This is a genomic window from Hydrogenophaga sp. (assembly GCF_019264445.1).
Classification (GTDB): Bacteria; Pseudomonadota; Gammaproteobacteria; order Burkholderiales; family Burkholderiaceae_C; genus Hydrogenophaga.
In genome coordinates, this window is the sequence record NZ_JAHVAB010000047.1 from 35,375 (window position 1) to 56,364 (window position 20,990).

Consider the following 20,990-nt stretch of genomic DNA (forward strand, 5'->3'; position numbering starts at 1 on the left):
CAATTCAAACAGTGGGGGCGGTCTCAGGCGCCAATGGCGTCGATCACCAGTTTGTCGCCGTCAGGGCCGGGCACCAGGCGCACCTGAGCGGTCTTGCCCTGAACGGATTCGGGCAGGGCAACCTCGCTGGTGCGGTAAATGCCGGCAATGGAAATGAGTTCGGGCGCCATCGACAGGGCGAAGATGCGGGCATCGGCGTTGCCGCGCGCCCCTGCAATGGCCTTGCCGCGCAGCGGCGCGTACACGTGGATGTGGCCGTCGGCAATGACCTCGGCACCCGGATTGACCATGGCCATCACCACCAGGTCGCGGCCACGCGCATAGACCTGCTGACCCGAGCGCAAGGGCTTGTCGATCACCAGCGCACCGGGGGGTGGAGCGGTGGGTGTCGTCGGCGCAACGGGCTCACGCACCGAAGCGATGTCGGTGGGTGATGTGGCCGGGGCCGTGCGCTGCACGGTGGCGTCGGGCGTGGGCGTGAGGCCCGCGGCCATGGCCAGCGACGTCTGTTCGATGGTCCCACCCCGCACCGCCAGCGGCGTCAGGCGGTACTGCCGCAGCAAGGTCTGCAGTGCCCCGAAATCGGGCAAGGCGTTGGCCTCGGCCACATTGAGCGGGTGCAGGTCGATGACCAGCGGGTCGTTGTCGAAAAAGTCGGGAATGTCACCGAACCGCTGCGCCAGCTCTTCGGCCAGGCGGGTGAGATCGGACGACTTGAGCATGAGGGCCACCAGGGGCAGGTGGGCACTCTTGATCTCAAAAGTGGCGGGCGCGTTTCCTGCAAGGGCGACAGACATGGGCGAAACAGATCCAAAAACGGGCCAGCCGCTGGAACGCCGGGTCGGCAGCTGTGGCTGTGGAAGCGGCGCATCTTAACAGCCGGGTCGGGCCATCCCGCGCTGCTGCCCGGTGCAGGTGTCAGGGCATGTTTCACACGGTCGATCCGCCCTTTCGGGCACAACCCTGTGTGTAACTTTTGAACAAGCATCAGGTTGTCCACAGAAGATGCGCCAGCTCGCGGGTTATCCCAGTTCATGACCTTGAGAAACCGGCCACTTCACACAGGCTTCTGAGCGCGCCAAGTCCTTGATACGACAAGAAAAAGGGCGCTTGTCCACACCGGACAGCGCCCTCTACTACTACTGCTATTCAGTATTTAAGTATCTATAAGAACAAGAAGACAGAACACCGCTCGGGCTGGCGGCCGGTGGTCAGACGGGCACGCCCATGCGCTGGTGGCCACCCTGATGGTGGTGCTTGCCATGCTCGCCACGCATGCCGGCGCGCTGGTAGCCCGACATGAATTTCGCATCGAACACCTTCTGCTGGTCGGCGTTCAGTGCGGCGTAGAAGCTCTTGATGGCGTCGGTGCGTTTGGCCATGGCCGCATCGCGCTCGGCCTTGAGCGCCTGCATCTTGTCCAGGCGTTGCGGTGTGGTCAGCTTGGACCAGTCTTCCCGGGTGTGTTCGCGTGCGGGACGTGCCTGGGGCTGGGTGCGGGCCACAAATGCGTTCCAGGCCGGCTCTTGTTCGGGCGTGAGCTTGAGTTCGGTCTTGAATGCGGCCTGGCGCTCGGCCATCTTCTGCTGCATGCGGGCGATGTGTTCGGCGCGCTTCTGGTCGCGCTGTTCGGCCGTGGGTGCCGTGGGCTTGGCGGCTGGGGTGGCCTGGGCGAGTTGTGCTGTGCCGGGTGTGGTTGCGCCTGCCGAGGGCTGCAGGGCCGAGGCCTGCACAAGGGCGGTGGCCGACATGCCGACCAGGGCGGTGGCCAGTGTGGCGGCGATCAGGGCGCGTGGGTGAAGCGATTTCATGAGAACTCCTGGTGACTGTTGAGGATGAACCTCCACACGACAGGGTGTCTGGCTGCGGAGTGACTTCAGTGTCTGGCGCGGGTGTTTCCGCGCTGTGCCCCCGGTGTGGCGGGCTTGTAAAGTTTCGGCTCGCTTCGTGCAGCAAATGTGGAAGCGGGCTGGCTCAGGTCGTCCAGGATGGGGCAGTCGGGTCGACCATCGCCCGGGCACAGGTGCAGCAGATGACCCAGCGTGCGCTGCATGGCCTGCAGGGCTTCGATGCGCTGGGCCAGTTCGTCCAGGTGTTTTTGCGTGATGCGTTTGACATTCGCGCTGCTGCGTTTGCGGTTGTGCCAGAGGCTCACCAGTTCGGTGATGGCGTCCAGTCCGAAACCCATGTCGCGTGCGCGTCGGATAAAGCGCAGTGTGTGCACGTCGGCTTCGCTGTACTGGCGGTAGTTGCTGTCGGTGCGGGGCACGGCGGCCAGCAGGCCCAGTGATTCGTAGTGGCGCAGCATCTTGGGTGAAATGCCGCTGAGCTCGGCAGCCTTGCCGATGCTGACCGGCCAGCGGATCGGTGCGTCGGCGTCGGTGGGTTTTCCGGGCATGGCGATCAGGCCGCGACCGCGTAGCCTTCTTCCCGGATGGCTTGCTCCAGCGATTCGCGCGGCTGGGCGGACTCCACTTCGACGCGGTTCTGGCTGCGGTCAATGACCACCCGGGCCTGGGGGTCCAGCAGGCGGATGGCCTGGGTTACGGCCTTTTCGCAGTGGCCGCAGGTCATGCCCTGCACGGTGAGGACTTGTTTCATGTTGCGATCCTTTTCAGTGATTGGGATGAACGCATTCTGATCCTTGACACCGTGTCAAGGTCAAGAAAAATGGTTTCTCCCGCGACGGCCTGGAACGCTTGACCTTCCCACGATGGCAAAGCTTATGCTGACTTCATGGACACCATCACCGACCCTTCACCAGCTTCCGTTGCCCACGCTTTGCCATTGACCCAGATCGACATTGGCGTGGGTGGCATGACCTGCGCGTCGTGTGTCGCGCGGGTCGAGAAGGCTCTGCGCAAGCAGCCGGGGGTGACCGACGCTTCCGTGAATCTGGCGACCGAATCTGCCAGGGTGATGCTGAGCGCAGGTGACGCTGCGGAGTCGTTGGCGCGCGTCAAACGCGCGGTGCGTGATGCGGGCTATGAACCGCGCAACGTGGAAGCCATGGACGCGGTGGACGAACCGCGCGTGATGGGTGTGCCACGCGATGCCTGGCCTGTGCTGATCGGTGCGTTGTTGTCGGCACCGCTGGTCGTGCCGATGGTGGGAGACCTCTTCGGCCTGCACTGGATGCTGCCCGCCTGGGTGCAGTTTGTGCTGGCCACACCGGTGCAGTTTGTGCTGGGTGCGCGGTTCTACAGGGCGGGTTGGCATGCGCTCAAGGCGTTCACCGGCAACATGGAATTGTTGGTGGCGATCGGCACATCGGCGGCCTGGGCGTTGTCCACCTGGTTGTGGTGGCGGGGCGAAGCAGGTGAGATGGCCCACCTGTACTACGAGGCTTCGGCGGTGGTGATCACGCTGGTGTTGCTCGGCAAGTGGCTGGAGGCCCGCGCGAAGCGCCAGACCACCACAGCCATTCGGGCGCTGCATGCGTTGCGCCCTGCGCACGCGCACCTGCTGCCCGATGGTGTGCGCCGCACCGAGCTGACCGATGTGGCGGTGGACGAACTCCTGCCTGGCGATGTGATCCGCGTGTTGCCCGGTGAACGTTTTGCGGCCGATGGCACGGTGGTGCAAGGAGAGACGCAAGCCGACGAATCGATGTTGACCGGTGAATCGCTGCCGGTGCCCAAGCAGGTGGGCGATGCTGTGACGGGTGGCTCGCTCAACGGAGAAGGTGCGGTGGACGTGCGCGTGCGTGCCATCGGCGCGCAGAGCGTGCTGGCACACATCATTGGCCTGGTGCAGGACGCGCAGGCCGGCAAGGCCCCGGTGCAGCGCATGGTGGACCAGGTGGCGGCGGTGTTCGTGCCGGTGGTGCTGGTGATTGCTCTGGCCACGCTGGTGGGCTGGTGGTGGGTGGGCGTGCCCATGGAAGAAGCCTTGCTGCACGCGGTGGCCGTGCTGGTCATTGCGTGCCCGTGTGCATTGGGCCTGGCGACGCCGGCTGCCATCATGGCCGGCACGGGTGTGGCCGCTCAGCACGGCATTCTCATCAAGGATGCGCAGGCATTGGAGATCGCCCACCGGGTGGACACCGTGGCGTTGGACAAGACAGGCACCTTGACCGAAGGCCATCCGCGCCTGCTCGGCATGGACGTGGCACCGGGTGTGGACGAGCAGGTGGTGCTCCTGTCGGCCGCTGCCTTGCAGGCGCAAAGCGCGCACCCCCTGGCCAGGGCGGTGATGGAGGCCGCTGCGGCCCGGGGCATCGACGTGGCACCCGATGCCGCGATGGCGGTGCAGGCGGTGTCAGGCCGGGGCGGGCAGGGCCGTGTGAACGGCGTGCCGATGGCGCTGGGCAGTTTGCGCTGGATGGAAGAACTGGGAGCTCCGCTGGGCCCGTTGCAGGCGCGTGCCCAGGCCTTGCAAGAGGAGGGTGCCACGGTGTCGGTGCTGGCCCATCAGACGCCAGGCGCGGGTGACACGGCGGTGTGGTCGGTGCTGGCGTTGCTGGCTTTCGGTGACGAGCCCAAGGCGGGTGCGGCCGAAGCCATCCGCCAGCTGCGTGAGCAAGGGGTGCGGCTTTTCATGGTGTCGGGCGACAACCGGGGCGCGGCGCTGGCCATGGCCGCGCGCCTGGGTCTGCGCGCCGATCAGGGTGAGGTGATTGCCGAGGTGCTGCCGGGCGACAAGGCCGCGGTGGTTCGTCAACTGCGACTGAACGAAGCGGGTGCCTCGGTGCACACGGTGGCGATGGTGGGGGATGGCGTGAACGACGCGCCCGCGCTGGCTGCCGCCGACGTGGGCATGGCCATGAGCCACAGCCAGGGCGGCAGCGCCGATGTGGCGATGCACGCTGCCGGCATCACGCTCATGCGTGGCGACCCGATGATGGTGATGGCGGCGCTGGATGTGTCACGGCGCACCGTGAGCAAGATCCGGCAGAACCTGTTCTGGGCCTTTGCCTACAACGTGGCGGGCATTCCGCTGGCGGCGCTGGGTGTGCTCAGCCCGGTGGTGGCGGGTGCGGCGATGGCGCTGAGCTCGGTGAGTGTGGTGAGCAACGCATTGCTGCTCAAGCGCTGGAAACCGCCCCGGCGCTGAGCGGATGTGTTGACGCACGTCAAGGCGGGCCGCCTGGCGTGGCTTCATGCTCGGGTCAACTGCCGGAGCATTCCCATGAAACACGAATCGATGCGCGTGATCTTTGACGAACACGCCAACCTCAGCGCGATGTTGCAGTCGCTGTCGCACATGGTGCGCGTGGGGCCTGACGCCATGGTGGGCTGCAACCGGGACGGTTACTTTGACGTGCTGCGCGCCATGTTGTTCTACATCGATGCGTTCCCGGAGAAGAACCACCACCCCAAGGAATCGAACCTGCTCTTTCCGCGCCTGGTGCGGGCGGCACCGCAGCTGCTGCCCACCATCGAACAGCTTGAGCGCGACCACATGAGCGGTGAGATGCGTGTGCGCGAGCTCATGCACCTGCTGATGGCCTGGGAGTACATGGGTGAGATGCACCGCGCAGACTTTGAAAACGAAGCGGTGCGTTATGTGGCGTTCTACCTGGAGCACATGCGGCTGGAAGAAACGGCTTTGCTCCCGATCGCCGAGCAGGTGTTGACCGATGAAGACTGGAGGGTGCTGGACAGAGAGTTTTCCTGCCACGAAGACCCGCTGAGCTACCGGTTGCCGCGCGATCCCAAGTTCGACCGGCTGTTCACCCGCATCGTGCTGCGTGCACCCGCGCCGCTGGGCCTGGGCGGCAAGTGAATTCAGGGGTCGGCGAGCGCGGCGAGCAGCGCGTCGAACACCTGGAGCAGTTGCTCGACATCCTGCGCCGTGGTGGCGGGTGAGACCAGCAGCATGCTGTGAAATGGCGTGAGCAGCACGCCGCGGTTGAGCATGAAGAGGTGCGTGAGGGCTTCGAGTTCGCCGCGCGCATGGTCGCGCACGTCTTGCGCATGTCGGGGCGTCTCCGGCATGAACTGCAGCTCCATGCGCGCACCCAGGCGCGTGACGGTCCAGGGCATGCCGGCGTGTTCGATGCGTTCGGTCAGGCCGTGTTCCAGCCGTTCGGCCAGCGCGAGCATGTGCGCGTAGCTGGCGTTGGTGTGCAGGTGGGTGAGCGCCGCCTGCAGGGCAGCCAGCGCCAGCGCATTGCCCGACAGCGTGGTGCCAATGCCGCTGTGGCCCTCGGGCGCGGCTTGCTTGGCCTGGCGCATGCGCTGAGCCACTTCTTGCGTGAACCCGTACACCGCGCAGGGCAGACCGCCCGCCACGGCCTTGCCCACCACCAGGAAGTCGGGCGCGAGGTCATTGGCACGGGCGTAGCCACCGAGGGCGGTGGAGATGGTGTGGGTTTCGTCGCAGACGAAGAGCGTGCCGTGGGCGCGGCACAGGGCGCGCGCAGCGGCCCAGAAGCCGGGCTCGGGGGGCACCAGGCCGAAGTTGGTGAGCGCAGGTTCGGCCAGCAGACAGGCCACATCGCCCTGCACCAGCGCGGCTTCGAGGGCGGCCAGATCATTGAAGGGCACCACGCGGGTGAAGTGGGCGTGGTTGTGCACCTGCCCGAGCACGGAGGGCCGCGCCAGCATGTGGCCCGTGACGGGGTCCAGGTCCACCAGGGTGTCGTCGACGGCACCGTGGTAGCAGCCGTCAAACACCAGCAGCTGCGGGCGCTGCGTGATGGCGCGGGCCCAGCGCAGCACGAAGCGGTTGGCGTCGCTGGCCGTGAGCGCCATCTGCCACATGGGCAGGCCGAACACGCGGGCCAGGCTTTCGCCCACCGCCAAGGTGTTGGCCGCCGGCAGCATGCAGGTGAGGCCGCGCGCCGCCTGTTGCGCGATCGCCTGTGCCAGTGGCTCGGGGCTGTGGCCGAACATGGCGCCTGTGTCGCCCAGGCAGAAGTCGGTGTAGCGCAGGCCGTCGGCGCATTGCAGCGTGACGCCTTGTGCTTCGTTCACGAACAGGGTGGCCGGGCTGGGCCAGTCGCGCATCCAGTGCAGCGGCACGCCAAAGAGGTAGTGCGCCTGGGCAGCGTCGGCCAGCGCGAGGGAGGCCGGGTGCGTGGCCATGAAGCGCTCGCGCTCGGCCTGTTGCAACGCGGCGATGCGGTCGGAAGACGGGTGCTGAGAGGTCATGGCGCCAGCTTACGTGCGACAGCGCGCGCCCAGCGCGTTGGCAGGCAGTGGACATTTCGTGGCGCGCCGAATTGGCACCGCTGCAGGCACCGCTGGCCGGGGCCCCGGATGAACCACAATGGCCCGGCCATGGACCACACCGCCGCGCACGACGCCACACCCCCCGCACCCGACACGACGCCTTACCTGCGGCTGGCGCTGGCCCTGTCGCTGGGGGCGGCGGTGTCGCTGGGCATCACGCGGTTTGCCTACGGTTTGCTGCTGCCGCCGATGCGCGAGGACCTGGGCTGGAGCTACACGCTGGCCGGCGCCATGAACACCTTCAATGCGCTGGGCTACCTGCTGGGTGCGCTGGTCACGCCCTGGCTCATGCGGCGCCTGTCGCCCACGGGCCTGCTGCTGTCGGGTTCGTTGCTGGCGTCGTTGTTCATGGGGCTCAGCGGGTTCTTCACGTCGGCGGCGCCGCTGCTGGCGCAGCGCCTGCTGGCGGGTGTGGCCAGTGCGCTGGTGTTCATTGCCGGCGGCTTGCTGGCGGCGCGGCTGGGCGCGCGCCAGCCCCGGCGCAGCGGCTTTCTGCTGGGCCTGTATTACGGAGGCACGGGCCTGGGCATCGTGGTCTCGGCGCTGGGGGTGCCACCGGTGCTGGCGGCAGCCGCAGGGCAGGCCCACGGATGGGCCTGGGTGTGGTGGGGCCTGGCGCTGGTGTGTCTGCTGGCCACGGCGCTGATGGTGTGGCCCGCGCGCGTGCTGGCGGGCCAGGCGGCACCGGCCGCAGGCGTGCAGGGCGGTGGCGTGCGCGTGTTCCGTGTGCGGGACTTTGCGGCGTCGCTCGCGGGCTATGCCGGTTTTGGCGTGGGCTACATCGGCTACATGACGTTTGTGATCGCGCTGCTGCGCGAACAGGGCAGCACCCCGGGCGCCATCACGGCGTTTTATGCGCTGCTGGGGGCGGCGGTGGTGGCCTCGTCGCGCATCTGGGCCGGGCTGCTGGACCGCCACCGCGACGGCCAGGCGCTGGCGCGCCTGAACGCCTTGCTGGGCGTGGCGGCCATCGTGCCCGCGCTCACCGCCAGCTGGCCCTGGGTGCTGGCTTCCGGCCTCGTGTTCGGGGGTGTTTTCCTGTCGGTGGTGGCGTCCACCACCGCGCTGGTGCGGCACAACCTGCCGCCTGCGCAGTGGGCGGCCGGCATCAGCGCCTTCACCATCGTGTTCGCGGCCGGGCAGATCGTCGGCCCCACGGTGGTGGGCCTGATCGCCGACGGCCCCGGTGGCCTGGCGCGTGGCCTGGTGTTCTCGGCCGTGGCGCTCTGGGTAGGCGCCGCCCTCGCCACACGCCAAAAATCGCTGGCGTGAGGTAGCCCCGTCCAGATGCCCACGGAACCGGCTCCGCCGGGCCGCAGGGCATGCCCCCTGGGGGGTGACGCCGCAGGCGGCGCGGGGGGGGTCTAGACCAAGCCTTCCGCCTTCATCGCAGCCTGCACGCCAGGACGCGCGCCCACGCGGGCGCGGTAGGCGGTCAGGTGGGCATAACCGGTGATGTCCACACCCACGCGCGGAGCCCAGTTGGTGACGGTGAACAGGTAGCCATCGGCCACGGTGAAGGTGTCGCCCATCAGGTACGGCTTGCCGGCCAGTTCGCTGTCGACCCACTTCAGGCGTTGTGCCAGACGGTCTTTGGTCATGGTCTTGTAGTCCTCCGGCGTGGCCGGGTTGAACAGCGGGCCAAAGCCCTTGTGCAGCTCGGTGCCGATGAAGGTCAGCCATTCCTGCAGGTGGTAGCGCGCCATGGTGCCGTTGGCGGGCGCCAGGTTTTTCTGCGGCACCTGGTCGGCGATGTACTGCACGATGGCCGGGCCTTCGCGCAGGCGCTCGCCGCTGTCGAGCTCCAGCAGGGGCACGTAGCCCAGGGGGTTGATGGTGTAGTAGTCGGTGCCGTCGGGCAGCTTGTGCGTCTTGGTGGGCGCGGCTACGGCTTCGAAGGCCAGGCCGGCTTCGTGCAGGGCGATGTGCGGGGAGAGCGAGCAGGCGCCAGGTGAGTAGTAAAGCTTCATGGGGGTTCGTCCTGAAATGGCGATGACGCCGGTTGGCGCATCGGCCCCGATGCTACCGGCGGCGGGGCTTTGGCGTGGTCACAGGACAGGCGGCGCGGCCTTGCCCACAATGCCGCCATGCGCCGCGTCCTCCGATTTCTGGGCTTCGCCCTGGGCCTCACCGTGCTGCTGGTCGGACTGATGGTGTTTGCCCTGCACCTGTGGACCGGCTCCGACGGCTTTCGCCAGCGCGTGGAGCGCGAGGCCAGCGCGGCGCTGGGCGTGCCGGTGAGCCTGCAGCGCGTGACGGTGGCGGTGTGGCCCTTGCCGGCGGTGGCGCTGGAGGGGCTGAACATCCAGGCGCAGCCCGCGCTCACGCTGGACCGTGTGGAGGCCCGGCCGGTGTGGACGGCGCTGCTGGCGGGCCGTCTGGAGGTGTCCACGCTCACCGTGCGGCAGGCGGTGCTGCCGCAGGCCACGCTGGTGCTGCTGGGCGCACGCCTGCAAGACCCGGCGCGGCCCACTGCCAACGCAACGCCCAGGCCCGCCGGGGCCGAAGAAGAAGGCGCTTCGCTCGACCTGAGCTGGCTGCCGCGCAGCGTGGTGCTGGACGGCGTGACCTGGGTCAACGAACAAGGCCGCCGCACCACCGTGCAGGCCACCGCCCGGCTCGACGACGACGGCTGGCCCGCGCAGGCCGAGGTGCAGGTGACCGAGGGCGGGCTGCAAGGCGCGAAGGCGCGCCTGGCGCGAGACGCTGGTGGCCAGACGGCCTGGACACTGCGGCTGGACGTGGGCGGTGGCACGGTGCAAGGCCCGCTGAAGGTGACCCTGCCCGTGGCCGGCGACCCGAAGGCGCGCGACCTGCTGCTGGAAGGCTCGCTGCAAACGCGCGGCGTGGAGGTGTCTGCCCTCACGGCGCCCAGCCGCCCGCTCACCGGCCGGCTCGAAGCCGACACCACGCTCTCGGCCCGCATCAACCCCCGCGGCAGCGGCGCAGCGCTGCGCGAGGCGCTGCACACGCAGACGCGCTTCAAGGTGGACGGCGCGGTGCTGCAGGGGCTCGACCTGCTGGAGGCCGTGGCCACCGTCGGCCTCTCGCGCGGCGGGGTGACGCGGCTGGACACGCTCACCGGCGAGGTGGGCACGCGCGGGCAGGCGGTGCAGCTCAGCGAGCTGGTGGCCCGATCCGGGCTGCTCTCGGCCACGGGCGAGGTGGCGGTGGCGCCCTCGCGCGCGCTCTCGGGCCGCTTGCGGGTGGACGTGACGCGTGGCGCCAGCGGTGGCGTGGCGAGCGTGCCGCTGGCGGTGGGCGGGACGGTGGACGAACCCACCGTGATGCTCACGCGCGCGGCCCTGCTGGGTGCGGCCATCGGCACCGTGATCGCCCCCGGCGTGGGCACCGGTGCGGGCGCCAACATCGGCGACCGCATTGGTGAAGGCCTCAAGGGGCTGCTGGGCAAGTGAGCCCCGAAGAGACGCTCGCTCAGCCTCGCGATGGGTGTGCCAGACGTGCTGCGTCTGAGGTGGGGTGAATGCGCTGAATGGGCGCCGCGGCAACGGCTTGTTGGGCTTTCTCGCGGGCACTGGCCATCAGGGCGCGGGCGTCCCAGTCCAGTGGCCAGCCTTGCCACAGCCGCACGCGGCCCTGCACCAGCACGGCTTCGATCTGGCTGCGGTGGGCCAGGCGCACCAGCTCCCAGCCCAGGTCCCACGACGGTGTGAGTTCGGGTACGTCCAGATCGATCAAGAGACAGTCGGCCGCCAGGCCGGTGGCGATGCGCCCGGTGACGCGGGACAGGCCCGCAGCGTCAGCGCCCGCGGCCGTGGCCATGGACAGCCAGGTCCAGCCCGCGCCGGTGGAGAAGTCGCCGATGTCCATGCCGCTGGTCAGGCGTTGCGCGGTTTCGGCCGCGTCCATGAGCCGGAAGCCGTCGCTGCGGGTGCCGTCGGTGCCCAGGCCCATGCGGATGCCCAGCCCGTGCATGAGCAGGGCCGGGGCCACGGCGTTGCCCTTCCAGCTGCTGGCCACGGGGTTGTAGCTCACGGCGGCGCCGCTGTCTCGCAGCAGGCCGATTTCGCGCGGCGTGACCATGGTCGCGTGGGCGGCGAGCAGCTCGGGCCCGAGCGCCCCTGCGCGGTGCAGCACCTCCAGCGGGCGCAAGCCGCGCGCAATGAGCGAGCGCTCGATGGAGGCGAGATGCTCGTTGAGGTGAACCTGAAACGCCACCCCGGCGTCGCGGCAGAGCCGTGCCACGCGCTCGAGCATGCGGTCGCTGGCGGCTTCGGGGATGGAAATGCCCAGCGAGGCGTGGAGCAACCCGCTGGAGTGCGAGGCGGCGAGGTGCTGCTCGGCCTCGCGCTCGATCTGGCGGCCCGCGCCGTCGTCCAGGCCGGCGTCGTTGCAGATGCGGGCGAGCACGCACCGGATGCCGGTTTCGTGCACCGCCGCTTCGATGGCGCGCAGGCCGTGGGCCGAGCGCGTGCCGGCGTCGCACACGGTGGTGAAGCCGCCGCGCAGGGCTTCGAGCGCGGCCAGGCTGGCGGAGAGGTGCAGACCCTCTTCGTCCAGGTGCTGTTCCAGCGGCACCCAGATGCGGCGAAAGATCTCGGAAGGCTCGCCAAACGCCAGCGCCTTGCCGAACGACTGTGTGAGGTGGTGGTGGGTATCGATGAAGCCGGGCATGAGCAGGCGGCGCGGGAGCGGCACCGGCACTAGGTGCGGGTGGCGCGCCTGCAACTCGGTGGCGGACCCGACGTCGGCAAAGTGGCCGTCGCGCAGCACCACGGCATGCCCGGCGAGCGGTGCGTCGTCGATGAGTGTGAGTTCGGGGCACAGCAGCACTTCGGGGGCGGCCAGGGCGTCGGGGAAGTTCATGGGGTCGAAGAGGTCAGGAAAAAAGGAACCAGGCGCCGGTCGCCAGCAGCACGCTGGCGGTGGCGGCCTGCAGGGCGCGCACGTCGGTGCCGCGCGCGAGGCGGCGGCCCAGCCACGCGCCCACCACGAGCGCCACGGCCACGGCGGCGCCCAGCACGAAGTCGATGCGGCCGGCCAGCGCGTGCGCGGTGCTCGCGGCCAGCGCAATGGGCAGCTGAATGATTTGCGCGGCCACGATCGCGCGCGCCACGGGCCGCTGCATCAGCATGAGCAGGGGCAGCAGCATCACCGGCCCGCCGGTGCCCGAGAGGGCCGAGCCCACGCCCACGGCCAGACCCAAGGCCACCTGCGCCGGCGCGCCGGGCCAGGGGCGCACGGTGGTGGGCGTGGCCTGGCGCAGGCGCAGCACCGCGTGCACGCCCGAAACCAGGGCGAGCAGGCCGATCCACATGCGCACGGCGTCGGCCGGCAGCCAGGCGGCGAGGGTGGCACCGGTGGCGGCGCCCACGAGAGCCGCCGCCAGCAGCGGGCCTTCGTGGCGCACACGCGCCAGCGCGCCCGTGCCGCTCAGGGCAAAGGCACCCGTGACGAAAAAGGCCAGGCTGGAGACCGCGATCGCGGTGGGCAGGGGCACGCCCAGCAGGGTGGTGAGCACGGGCACGACGAGCACGCCCCCGATGGCCGTAGCGCCAATGGCGGCACCGGCCAGTGCGATCAACAGCCAGGCGAGCAGCTCAGTGCCCATGGTCGGGTGTGGTGGGGTGCCGCTCAGCCATGCGTCATTCCGGTTGAATGCCGGCTGCCTTCACCGCCGCAGCGAGGGTCTCGCGTTCGCGCTTGAGCAGTGCGGTGAACTCGTCGCGCTCAATGCTCATAGGCTTGAGGCCGGCGGTGTTCATCTTCTCGAGCAGGGTCGGGTCTTTCAGGGCTTCGCGCAGCGCAGCGGCCACGCGGGTGACGATGGCGGCATCGGTGCCGGCGGGCGCGAAGAGGCCGTACCAGGAGTCCACGTCCACCGACTTCAGCGCCGGCGTTTCGGCCAGCGCCGGCACCTCGGGCATGGAGGGCCAGCGCTGGCGGGACGTGACGCCATACGCCTTGATCTTGCCGTCCTTGATGAAAGGCTGGGCCAGTGTGACCGGCATGACCGCCAGTTCGATCAGGCCCGAGGAGAGCTCGGTGAGCACTTGCGGCCCGTTCTTGTAGGGTACGTGCACGATGTCCACGCCCGCGCCGAGCTTGATGATCTCGGCGGTGAGGTGCATGGAGGTGCCCACGCCGTCGGTGCCGTAATTGAGCTTGCCGGGTGACTGGCGCGCCAGCGCGATCACGTCGGCGGTGGTGGGCGCGGCGAGTTTGGGCGTGCCTACCAGCACAAACGGGGAGCTGGCGACGGTGGCGATCGGTGCGAAGTCCTTGAAGGCGTCGTAGCGCACGATCGAGGGCTTGACCACCGGCGCCACATTGATGGGGCTGGCCACCGCGAAAAGCAAGGTGTAGCCGTCGGGTGTGGCGCGGGCCACGCGCTGGGTGCCCACCGTGCCGGAGGCGCCCGCCACGTTCTCGACGACGAACGGTTGCTTGAGCCGGTCGCCCAGGGCTTGCAGGGTGAGGCGCGCGGCGGAATCCACGCTGCCACCTGGTGCAAAAGGCACCACGACGGTGACGGGCCGCGCAGGATACGCAGGGGCTTGCGCCAGCGTGGTGCCTGCGGTGCAGGCCATGAGGGCGGCAATAGCCAGGCGGCGGGAGAGGGGGGCGCTCAGGGACATGGGAAACTCCGGTCTGAAGTGGGACGGCACCAGTCTGGTGGCTGAATTCAACTTGATATAACAAGTCATGACAAGAGAAGCAAACTTCGTTCCAGCAACCGGATGGCAGCCCACGGCATGAACACGACACCCGACACCCCAGGCGGCGGCTGGACCTTGCGGGCCCGCGTGCGCGAGGCTCTGCGCGAGCGCATCCTGCGCGGCGAATGGCAGACCCACGAGCGCCTGCCCAGCGAAAACCAGCTCATTGAGGAACAGGGCGTGAGCCGCATCACCGTGCGGCAGGCGCTGGCCGATCTGGTGGCCGACGGGCTGATCGTGCGGGTGCATGGCAAGGGCTCGTTTGTGGCACCGGCGCCGGTGCGCCAGGAGCTCTCGCGGCTGCAGGGCCTGTCGGAAGCGCTGGGAGGCCAGGGCCGCGAGGTGCTGACCCGCGTGCTCTCGCTGGGCCAGGCCAGCCTGCCCGCGCGCGCGGCCAAGGCGCTGGGCCTGCCGGCGGGCACGCCCTGCGTGGAGCTGCAGACCCTGCGGTTTTCCGATGGCCAGCCGCTGTCGCTGAACAGCACCTGGATCGAACCCACGCTGGGCGCCAGCCTGGACAAGGACACCCTGGCCCAGACGGACCTGCTCACGGTCTACGAGTCCACCCTGAACCTGCGCGTGATCCGCGCGGTGGTCGACATTGGCGCCGCCCTGGCCAACGCGCGCCAGCGAAGGCTGCTGGCGCTGGAGGCGCCGGCCGCGGTGCTGGTGGTGGAGCGCACCGTGTTTTCCACGGGCGAGCGCCCGGTGCACTTCGAGGCCAGCACCTACCGGCCCGACGCGTTCAGCTACCGCCTGGAGCTGGCGCGCTAGCTGGTGGCGCGGTGGACGCCGGCCTGGCCGGCCAATTGGACTCATGCGGGCCACCGCCCGGCGGTATCTTCTGGCACCCTTTTGCCTTCCACCTCCTGAGGACGCCGCCATGGCCCTGGGTCAGTTCGCCTACGCCAACCACACCAACCGTTTCCTGGGCTGCGAGCCGCTGGCCGACCAGCCCTTTGCCATCGCGGGCGTGCCGTTTGACGGCGTGGTGACCAACCGCCCCGGCGCGCGCTTCGGGCCGCAGGCCATTCGCACCGCCAGCCTGATGCTGTGCGACGGCACGCACCCGGTGTTTGACGTGTCGCCGCTGGCGCACCTGGGCGACGCGCTCGACATGCGCCTGCCCAACGCTTCGCCCCTGCCCGAGGTGCGCCGCCATATCGAGGCGCAGGCCGCCGCGCTCATGGCCCGCCACCACTGCGTGTTTCTGGGTGGCGACCATTCGGTCACGCTCTCGCTGCTGCGCGCCCTGAAAGCGCAGCAGGGTGGCGAGCCGCTGGCGCTGGTGCACTTCGACGCGCACTGCGACACCTGGGCCGACCATTTCGGCGAGCCCTCGGGCCACGGCACCTGGACCTACGAGGCCTTGCAGGAAGGCCTGGTGAGTGCGGCGCACACGGTGCAGATCGGCATTCGCTCCAGTGGCGAGCGCGCCGCGCGCGAGTACGTGGCCGACCAGGGCGGCCAGATCTTCACGGCCCGCGCGCTGCGCGGGCTTGATGGCGCCGGCCTGCAGCCCACCATCGATGCGATCCGCGCGCGCATCGGCCAGCGGCCGTGCTACCTCACGCTGGACATTGACTGCCTGGACCCCGCCTTCGCGCCCGGCACCGGCACGCCCGAGCCCGGCGGCATGACGAGCTCGCAGGTGCTGACCCTGCTGGAAGAACTCGCCGACCTGCACTGGATCGGCATGGACTGTGTGGAAGTGGCCCCCGCCTACGACCACGCCGAACTCACCACCAACGCGGCCGCCACCTTTGTGTGGACTTACCTCAGTGGCCAGGTGGCCAAGCGGCTGCAGGCCGCGAAGGGAGCCTGAGATGTGGGCGCGGTCACTGATCGGGTCGGACACCCAGCTCAACCAGAAGAGCTACTACGAGGCCAGCGTGCAGCGGCCCGCCGCGCAGCCTGCGCTGCAGGAGACGCTGGACGTGGACGCCGTGGTGGTCGGCGCCGGCTTTGCCGGCCTCAGCGCGGCGCTGGAGATGGCGCAGCGCGGCCTCTCGGTGGTGGTGCTGGAGGCCGATCGCATCGGCAGCGGCGCCAGCGGGCGCAACGGCGGCCAGGCCATCGTGGGCTACGCCAGCGGGCAGGGCCCGTTCGAGCAGCAGCTCGGCGCGGCCGACGCCCAGCGCGCCTGGGACCTGTCGCTCGAGGCCATCGATCTGATCGACACGCGCATTGCCACGCACGGCATTGAGTGCGACCGCGTCAACGGCTATGTGTATGTGGCCGACTCCGCGCGCAAGGCGCAGGAGCTGCACGAGGAAATGGAAGGCCTCAAGCGCCGCGGCATTGCGGTGGACTGGGCTGAAGGCGCCGACCTGCCGCGCCTCATCAACAGCCCGCGCTATGTGGCCGCCGCGCGCGAGCAGCGCTCGGGCCACCTGCATCCGCTGAAGTACGCGCTGGGCTTGGCGCGCGCCGCGCAGGCCGCGGGCGTGCGCATCTTCGAGCACTCGCCGGTGACCGGCCTGCAGCGCGGCGCCACGCTGGTGGCCAGCACCGCCCGGGGCCAGGTGCGTGCGCGCTTTGGCGTGCTGGCCGGCAACTGCATGCTGCCCGAGTACGGCCCGCGCGTGGCCCCCGAGGTGACGCCGCGCATCATGCCGGTGGGCACCTACATCGTGGGCACCGCACCGCTGGACCCCGAACTCTGCGCGCGCCTCATCCCGCGCAACGCGGCGGTCTGCGACAACAACTTCGTGCTCGACTACTTCCGCTTCAGCGCCGATCACCGCATGCTGTTTGGCGGCCGCGTGAGCTACACCACGCGCACGCCCACGAACCTGGAAGCGGTGATGCGCCAGCGCATGGGCGAGGTCTTCCCGGCGCTGCGCGAGGTGCCGGTGGAGTTCGTCTGGGGTGGCTTCGTCGACATCAGCATGAACCGCGCGCCCGACTTCGGCCGCCTGGGCGACAACCTCTATTACGTGCAAGGCTTCAGTGGCCACGGCGTGGCCCTCACCGGGCTGGCCGGGCTGCTGGTGGCCGAAGCCATCGAAGGGCAGGCCAGCCGCTTCGATGTGTACGCGCGCCTCAAGCACCGCCGCTTTCCCGGCGGCCCGCTGCTGCGCACGCCCAGCCTGGCGCTGGGCATGCTGTGGCACCGCCTGCGCGACGTGATGTAGCGCCCCGGGGGGCCCACCAGCCCCCTTGCCGGGGCTGCCGTTGGTCGGGCCGTTGGCGCCGTGTGACGGACCGCACGGCGGCGGCGCCCTGTCGCGCAGCCGGCGACGGACGGCCCTCAAGCGCCTCGGTGGCGCGTCGATTCGTTCGGCAACACAGCGGCCACTTGAGCCGGTTTGTATGCCACGACCCACCCAGCTTCCTGTTTCCCGGCCCACGCGGATCGCGTGGAAGTGCGCCTGCGCGTGGGCGCTGGCCGCTGTGCCGTGGGCGTGCGCGCAGGCGGACTGGGCCTACCTGCTGCCCTCACCCGGTACCACCAGCCTGATCGAACTCCGCCAGGGATCGGAGCTGTCCCGTCAGGTGAGGAGCCTGCACGGCCAGGGCTATGAGTCGTCGGGCGGCGAGCGCGTGGAGTTCGCCGCTTGGTACAGCTCGAACTGGACCGACATGCGCGCCACCTGGATGACGCCGCTCTCGGCCAATACCGGCTTCATCTGGGGTTTTGGCACGGGCGAGCGCGGCGCCAAGTACCGCATTGACCCCAGCCTCAAGCTCGGCTTCATCCACCGCGCAGCCCTGGCCCCCCACACCGTGCTCACCGTGCGCGCCACCACCACGCTGGGAGGCCGCCTGCGCGAGAAGAGTTGCACCGCCGACTACGGCGACATCGGCGGTGTGCAGACCGTGAACTGCCGACTGGCCGCGTCCACCCTGGAGCCGGCCGAGACGCTGCGTTACCTGTTCAACGAAACACCGCGCGACCGGCACCAGATCTCGGTGTCGATCTCCCGCGCGTTCTAGCTCCCCCACCACCGAGAGAAACCATGAAAACAACCCCCTCAATCGCCTTCACGCTGTGCGGCGCCTTGTCTGGCGTTTGGTGTGCCGTGCCCGCGTTCGCCCAGCAAGGCGAAGCACAACTGGAGGCCTCGCTGAGCGCCGCCGCCGCCACCCCCGCCTGGATGAGCACCGAAGTCGGCGACGCCTGGGCGAAGGGCTACAAAGGCAAGGGCGTCACCATCACCGTGGTCGACGATTTCAGAAGCAACTCCATGCTCAACGGCAAGCTCGGCACGAGCAGCCAGTCGCAGCGCCACGGCCAGTGGACCACCCTGGAAGCCAGCATGATCGCGCCGCTGGCCACCGTGGCCACGCAAGACTTCGGCAGCGGCACCGCAGTGAAGCTCAACAAGGGCCTCAACGTGCTGAACCTGAGCTACGGAATGATGGCCACCGCCGGCTACACCGCCAGCCAGATCCGCTGGAGCGCGCAAGAGAACTCCATCATCAGCTACGCGCAAAACGGCACCGCCGTGGTGTCCAAGGCCGCCGGCAACGACGGCATTGCGGTGCTGGGCAAGAACGCACGCGGCCAGACCGACTACCTCAACCTCGCGCTCAAGGGCACCAAGACCGCCATCTACGTGGGCGCCCTCAACAGCAACGGCACCACGGCGGCACCCGCCACGCTGGCCTCGTACTCGAACACCGCTGGCACCGATGCCGCGATCCAGAAGCAGTTCCTGGTGGTCGGTGTGGAGGGCAGCAAGACCGGTCTGTACGGCACGTCGTTTGCCGCCCCCGTGATCACGGGCTACGCCGCCGTGCTGGGCAGCAAGTTCACCAGCGCCACGCCGGTGCAGATCACCAACCAGCTGCTCAATACCGCGCGCCAGGACACGATCAAGGGCTACCAGGCGCAGCTGCATGGCCGCGGTGAAGCCAGCCTCACGCGGGCCCTCGCGCCCGTGGCGATCAAGTAAACGCAGGCGCAGCGCGCAGCGCGTTCTCCTACAGCGCGCGGCGCGCCTTTCCTACGGCGCAGGCGGCCGCACGGGGTGACGATGCAGTCTCTCGAAACCCACAAGGAGATCGCAACATGTACATCAAGACCTTCACCGCTGTGGCGCTGTGCGCCGCCTCTGCATTCGCTTCTGCCCAGACCATGACCAAGGCCGAATACGACGCGGGCAAGCAGCGCATTGAGATGAACTACAAGATTGCGAAGAAGGCCTGCGACACCGTCAAGGACAACGCCAAGGACGTGTGCGAACAGGAGGCCAAGGGCAAGGAAAAGGTCGAGAAGGCCGAGCTGGAGCACCAATACCAGAACACCCCGGCCAACGCGCTCAAGCTGGAAGAGGTGAAGGCGGACACCGCCTATGACATCGCCAAGGAAAAGTGCGAAGACCAGGCCGGTGACGCCGAGAAGGTGTGCAAGGCCGACGCCAAGGCCGTGCATGAGCGCGCGGTCAATGCCGCCAAGGCCAAGGCCAAGGGCTGACCCATCGGGCTCGGTCACTGACCCTGCGCAAGAGCCGCCCTTCGGGGCGGCTTTTTTGTGCCCGCTTCAGGCCGAGCCCAGCACCTGCTGCACCGCTGCGGCCAGCACCGGCCCGCAGCGCTCGATGTCGGCCAGCGGCGCGTAGCCGTAGCCGATCACCAGTCCGCGCAGGTCGGTGCGTTGCAGGCAATAGGCCGAGAGCGGCCGCACCGTGAGGCCGTGCTGGGCGATGCGCTGCGCCAGCGCGCGGTCGTCCACCTGGGCCGGCAGGCGCAGGCACAGGTGCAGGCCCTGTTCGGCGCCGCTGATGCTGGGGCCTTCGGGGGTGTCGCGCAGCACCGGTTTGAGCGCTTCGAGCAGGCACTGTCGGCGTTCGCCATAGTTCTGCCGTGCGCGTCGCAGCGCGCTGGCGAAGTGGCCCATTTCAATGAACTCGGCCAGCGCGGCCTGCACCGGCATCTGGCCCGGGCGGTTGAGGTCGTAGTGCGCCTGCTTGAAAGCGCCCACCAGCGGCTTGGGCACCACGAGGTAGCCGATCTTCAGCCCCGGGTAGAGCACCTTGGAGAAGGTGCCCATGTAAAACACGCGGCCATCGGTGTCCAGGCCTTCCAGGCTGGAGATGGGTGGGCCGCTGAAGCGGTACTCGCTGTCGTAGTCGTCTTCGAGCACCCAGGCGTCGTGCGCGCGCGCGGTGGCCAGCAGCTGGTGGCGACGCGGCAGCGACATCACCGCACCGGTGGGGTACTGATGCGAGGGGGTCACGTAGATGAGGCGCGGGGGCCGGGCGTTGTCGGCCGTGCTGGGCTGGATGCCCTCTTCGTCCACCGGCACCGGGTGCAGGCTCAGGCCGGTGGCCATGAAGGCTTTCACCGCGCCCCAGTAGGCCGGGTCTTCCACCCACACGGTGTCGCCGTGGTCGGCCAGCAGCCGCGCGCAGAGCTCGATGGACTGCTGCGTGCCGCTGGTGATGACGACCTGGTCGGCCTCCAGGTGCACGCTGCGGAACACGCGCAGGTAGTCGGCCACGGCGCGGCGCAGGGGCGCGTAGCCACCGGAGGTGTTGTAGTCCAGCATGTCCGGGTAGGTCATGCGCCAGTGCTTGTTCTGCAGGCGCTGCCACAGCGTGAGCGGGAAGGCGCTGAAGTCGGCAATGCCGGGCGTGAAGGGCTGCACCTCCAGCTCCGTGGCGCAGAAGGTGCTGGCCAGCGCCTGCCCGCGGCTGGAGAGGCGAGCGGCCTGCACCGTGGCCGCCTGGCCGCCCGTGTGGCGCGGGGTGCGGCCGGGGGTGGCGCGGGGCACGTTGTCGTTGACGAAGGTGCCACTGCCCACGCGGCTGGCCAGGTAACCCTCCACGCCGAGCTGGTTGATCGCGGCCACCACGGTGTTGCGCGAGAGCCGGAGGTCTTGCGCTAGGTCGCGGCTGGAGGGCAGGCGCTCACCGGCGCCCAGCTTGCCCTCCAGCATGGCGCGGCGCAGCGCTTCATAGAGCTGGCGGTGCAGGGGCAGGGCGTCCTGGGCGCCCAGGCGGCTCATTTCAGCGAGAAGAAATTCAGACAGCATGAACAGATCCCAATGCATGACCGGCGCGAGAGTCCCCATCCAGACGCGACAAGGATCCGGCTTTGCCGGTCCGAGGCGCGGTCCCCCCACCGGGGGGAAGCCGCGTCAGCGGCGCAGGGGGGTGCCATTGGCACCATAACATGGGGCCAA

General features: G+C 69.1%; 20 protein-coding genes. 10 read left to right on the forward strand and 10 right to left on the reverse strand.

What is annotated here, in order from left to right; genetic code table 11:
- Positions 1-23: 23 nt before the first annotated feature.
- From minC to KXJ60_RS08840, 4 genes are all read right to left on the reverse strand, one after another.
- Complete coding sequence (minC, locus tag KXJ60_RS08825) at positions 24-797, reverse strand: septum site-determining protein MinC (protein ID WP_291126403.1); 774 nt, start codon at positions 795-797, stop codon at positions 24-26.
- A 414-nt stretch (positions 798-1,211) separates the two neighbouring features.
- A complete protein-coding gene (locus tag KXJ60_RS08830) occupies positions 1,212-1,811 on the reverse strand; it encodes a Spy/CpxP family protein refolding chaperone (RefSeq protein ID WP_291126405.1) in 600 nt (199 codons plus the stop codon).
- Positions 1,812-1,876: 65 nt separating this feature from the next.
- Positions 1,877-2,398 carry a Cu(I)-responsive transcriptional regulator gene (gene cueR / locus KXJ60_RS08835; protein WP_291126407.1) on the reverse strand — a complete coding sequence of 174 codons (522 nt, stop codon included), beginning with the start codon at positions 2,396-2,398 and terminating at the stop codon, positions 1,877-1,879.
- Between the two features lie 5 nt (positions 2,399-2,403).
- On the reverse strand, positions 2,404-2,601 hold the full coding sequence (locus tag KXJ60_RS08840) for a cation transporter (RefSeq protein ID WP_291126409.1): 198 nt from the start codon (positions 2,599-2,601) through the stop codon (positions 2,404-2,406).
- Positions 2,602-2,736: 135 nt separating this feature from the next.
- Here KXJ60_RS08840 and KXJ60_RS08845 point away from each other — a divergent pair, with 135 nt between their 5' ends.
- Together KXJ60_RS08845 and KXJ60_RS08850 are read left to right on the forward strand one after the other, a co-directional pair.
- Positions 2,737-5,055 carry a heavy metal translocating P-type ATPase gene (locus tag KXJ60_RS08845; protein WP_291126410.1) on the forward strand — a complete coding sequence of 773 codons (2,319 nt, stop codon included), beginning with the start codon at positions 2,737-2,739 and terminating at the stop codon, positions 5,053-5,055.
- A gap of 75 nt (positions 5,056-5,130) precedes the next feature.
- Complete coding sequence (locus tag KXJ60_RS08850) at positions 5,131-5,727, forward strand: hemerythrin domain-containing protein (RefSeq protein ID WP_291126412.1); 597 nt, start codon at positions 5,131-5,133, stop codon at positions 5,725-5,727.
- A 2-nt stretch (positions 5,728-5,729) separates the two neighbouring features.
- On the opposite strand, the gene KXJ60_RS08855 is transcribed toward KXJ60_RS08850, so the two are convergent.
- Positions 5,730-7,097, reverse strand: a complete 1,368-nt coding sequence (locus KXJ60_RS08855) for a transaminase (protein WP_291126414.1) — start codon at positions 7,095-7,097, stop codon at positions 5,730-5,732.
- A gap of 129 nt (positions 7,098-7,226) precedes the next feature.
- Here KXJ60_RS08855 and KXJ60_RS08860 point away from each other — a divergent pair, with 129 nt between their 5' ends.
- Complete coding sequence (locus KXJ60_RS08860) at positions 7,227-8,450, forward strand: YbfB/YjiJ family MFS transporter (RefSeq protein ID WP_291126415.1); 1,224 nt, start codon at positions 7,227-7,229, stop codon at positions 8,448-8,450.
- 92 nt (positions 8,451-8,542) lie between these two features.
- Here KXJ60_RS08860 and gstA read toward each other — a convergent pair whose 3' ends face one another.
- Positions 8,543-9,148 (reverse strand): glutathione transferase GstA, encoded by a 606-nt coding sequence (gstA, locus tag KXJ60_RS08865; RefSeq protein ID WP_291126417.1) that lies wholly within the window; start codon positions 9,146-9,148, stop codon positions 8,543-8,545.
- Positions 9,149-9,265: 117 nt separating this feature from the next.
- Here gstA and KXJ60_RS08870 point away from each other — a divergent pair, with 117 nt between their 5' ends.
- Positions 9,266-10,594, forward strand: coding sequence for a hypothetical protein (locus tag KXJ60_RS08870; RefSeq protein ID WP_291126419.1), 1,329 nt, complete (start codon positions 9,266-9,268; stop codon positions 10,592-10,594).
- A 19-nt stretch (positions 10,595-10,613) separates the two neighbouring features.
- On the opposite strand, the gene KXJ60_RS08875 is transcribed toward KXJ60_RS08870, so the two are convergent.
- The 3 genes from KXJ60_RS08875 to KXJ60_RS08885 are packed head-to-tail and all read right to left on the reverse strand — an operon-like array spanning position 10,614 to position 13,777.
- Complete coding sequence (locus KXJ60_RS08875) at positions 10,614-12,005, reverse strand: amidohydrolase family protein (RefSeq protein WP_291126421.1); 1,392 nt, start codon at positions 12,003-12,005, stop codon at positions 10,614-10,616.
- Between the two features lie 13 nt (positions 12,006-12,018).
- Entirely contained in the window at positions 12,019-12,750 is a 732-nt protein-coding gene (locus tag KXJ60_RS08880) for a sulfite exporter TauE/SafE family protein (protein ID WP_291126423.1), read from the reverse strand.
- A gap of 34 nt (positions 12,751-12,784) precedes the next feature.
- Positions 12,785-13,777 (reverse strand): tripartite tricarboxylate transporter substrate binding protein, encoded by a 993-nt coding sequence (locus tag KXJ60_RS08885; RefSeq protein ID WP_291126425.1) that lies wholly within the window; start codon positions 13,775-13,777, stop codon positions 12,785-12,787.
- A 117-nt stretch (positions 13,778-13,894) separates the two neighbouring features.
- Here KXJ60_RS08885 and KXJ60_RS08890 point away from each other — a divergent pair, with 117 nt between their 5' ends.
- The 6 genes from KXJ60_RS08890 to KXJ60_RS08915 all read left to right on the forward strand — a co-directional run bounded on the left by KXJ60_RS08890 (position 13,895) and on the right by KXJ60_RS08915 (position 19,280).
- Complete coding sequence (locus KXJ60_RS08890; protein WP_291126427.1) at positions 13,895-14,632, forward strand: GntR family transcriptional regulator; 738 nt, start codon at positions 13,895-13,897, stop codon at positions 14,630-14,632.
- 109 nt (positions 14,633-14,741) lie between these two features.
- Complete coding sequence (speB, locus tag KXJ60_RS08895; protein WP_291126429.1) at positions 14,742-15,683, forward strand: agmatinase; 942 nt, start codon at positions 14,742-14,744, stop codon at positions 15,681-15,683.
- A 1-nt stretch (position 15,684) separates the two neighbouring features.
- On the forward strand, positions 15,685-16,995 hold the full coding sequence (locus KXJ60_RS08900; RefSeq protein ID WP_291126430.1) for an FAD-binding oxidoreductase: 1,311 nt from the start codon (positions 15,685-15,687) through the stop codon (positions 16,993-16,995).
- 178 nt (positions 16,996-17,173) lie between these two features.
- Positions 17,174-17,797 (forward strand): hypothetical protein, encoded by a 624-nt coding sequence (locus tag KXJ60_RS08905; protein WP_291126432.1) that lies wholly within the window; start codon positions 17,174-17,176, stop codon positions 17,795-17,797.
- A gap of 23 nt (positions 17,798-17,820) precedes the next feature.
- On the forward strand, positions 17,821-18,759 hold the full coding sequence (locus KXJ60_RS08910) for a S8 family serine peptidase (RefSeq protein WP_291126433.1): 939 nt from the start codon (positions 17,821-17,823) through the stop codon (positions 18,757-18,759).
- A 116-nt stretch (positions 18,760-18,875) separates the two neighbouring features.
- Positions 18,876-19,280, forward strand: coding sequence for a hypothetical protein (locus tag KXJ60_RS08915; protein WP_291126435.1), 405 nt, complete (start codon positions 18,876-18,878; stop codon positions 19,278-19,280).
- 66 nt (positions 19,281-19,346) lie between these two features.
- Here KXJ60_RS08915 and KXJ60_RS08920 read toward each other — a convergent pair whose 3' ends face one another.
- A complete protein-coding gene (locus KXJ60_RS08920; protein WP_291126437.1) occupies positions 19,347-20,840 on the reverse strand; it encodes a PLP-dependent aminotransferase family protein in 1,494 nt (497 codons plus the stop codon).
- Positions 20,841-20,990: the final 150 nt, after the last annotated feature.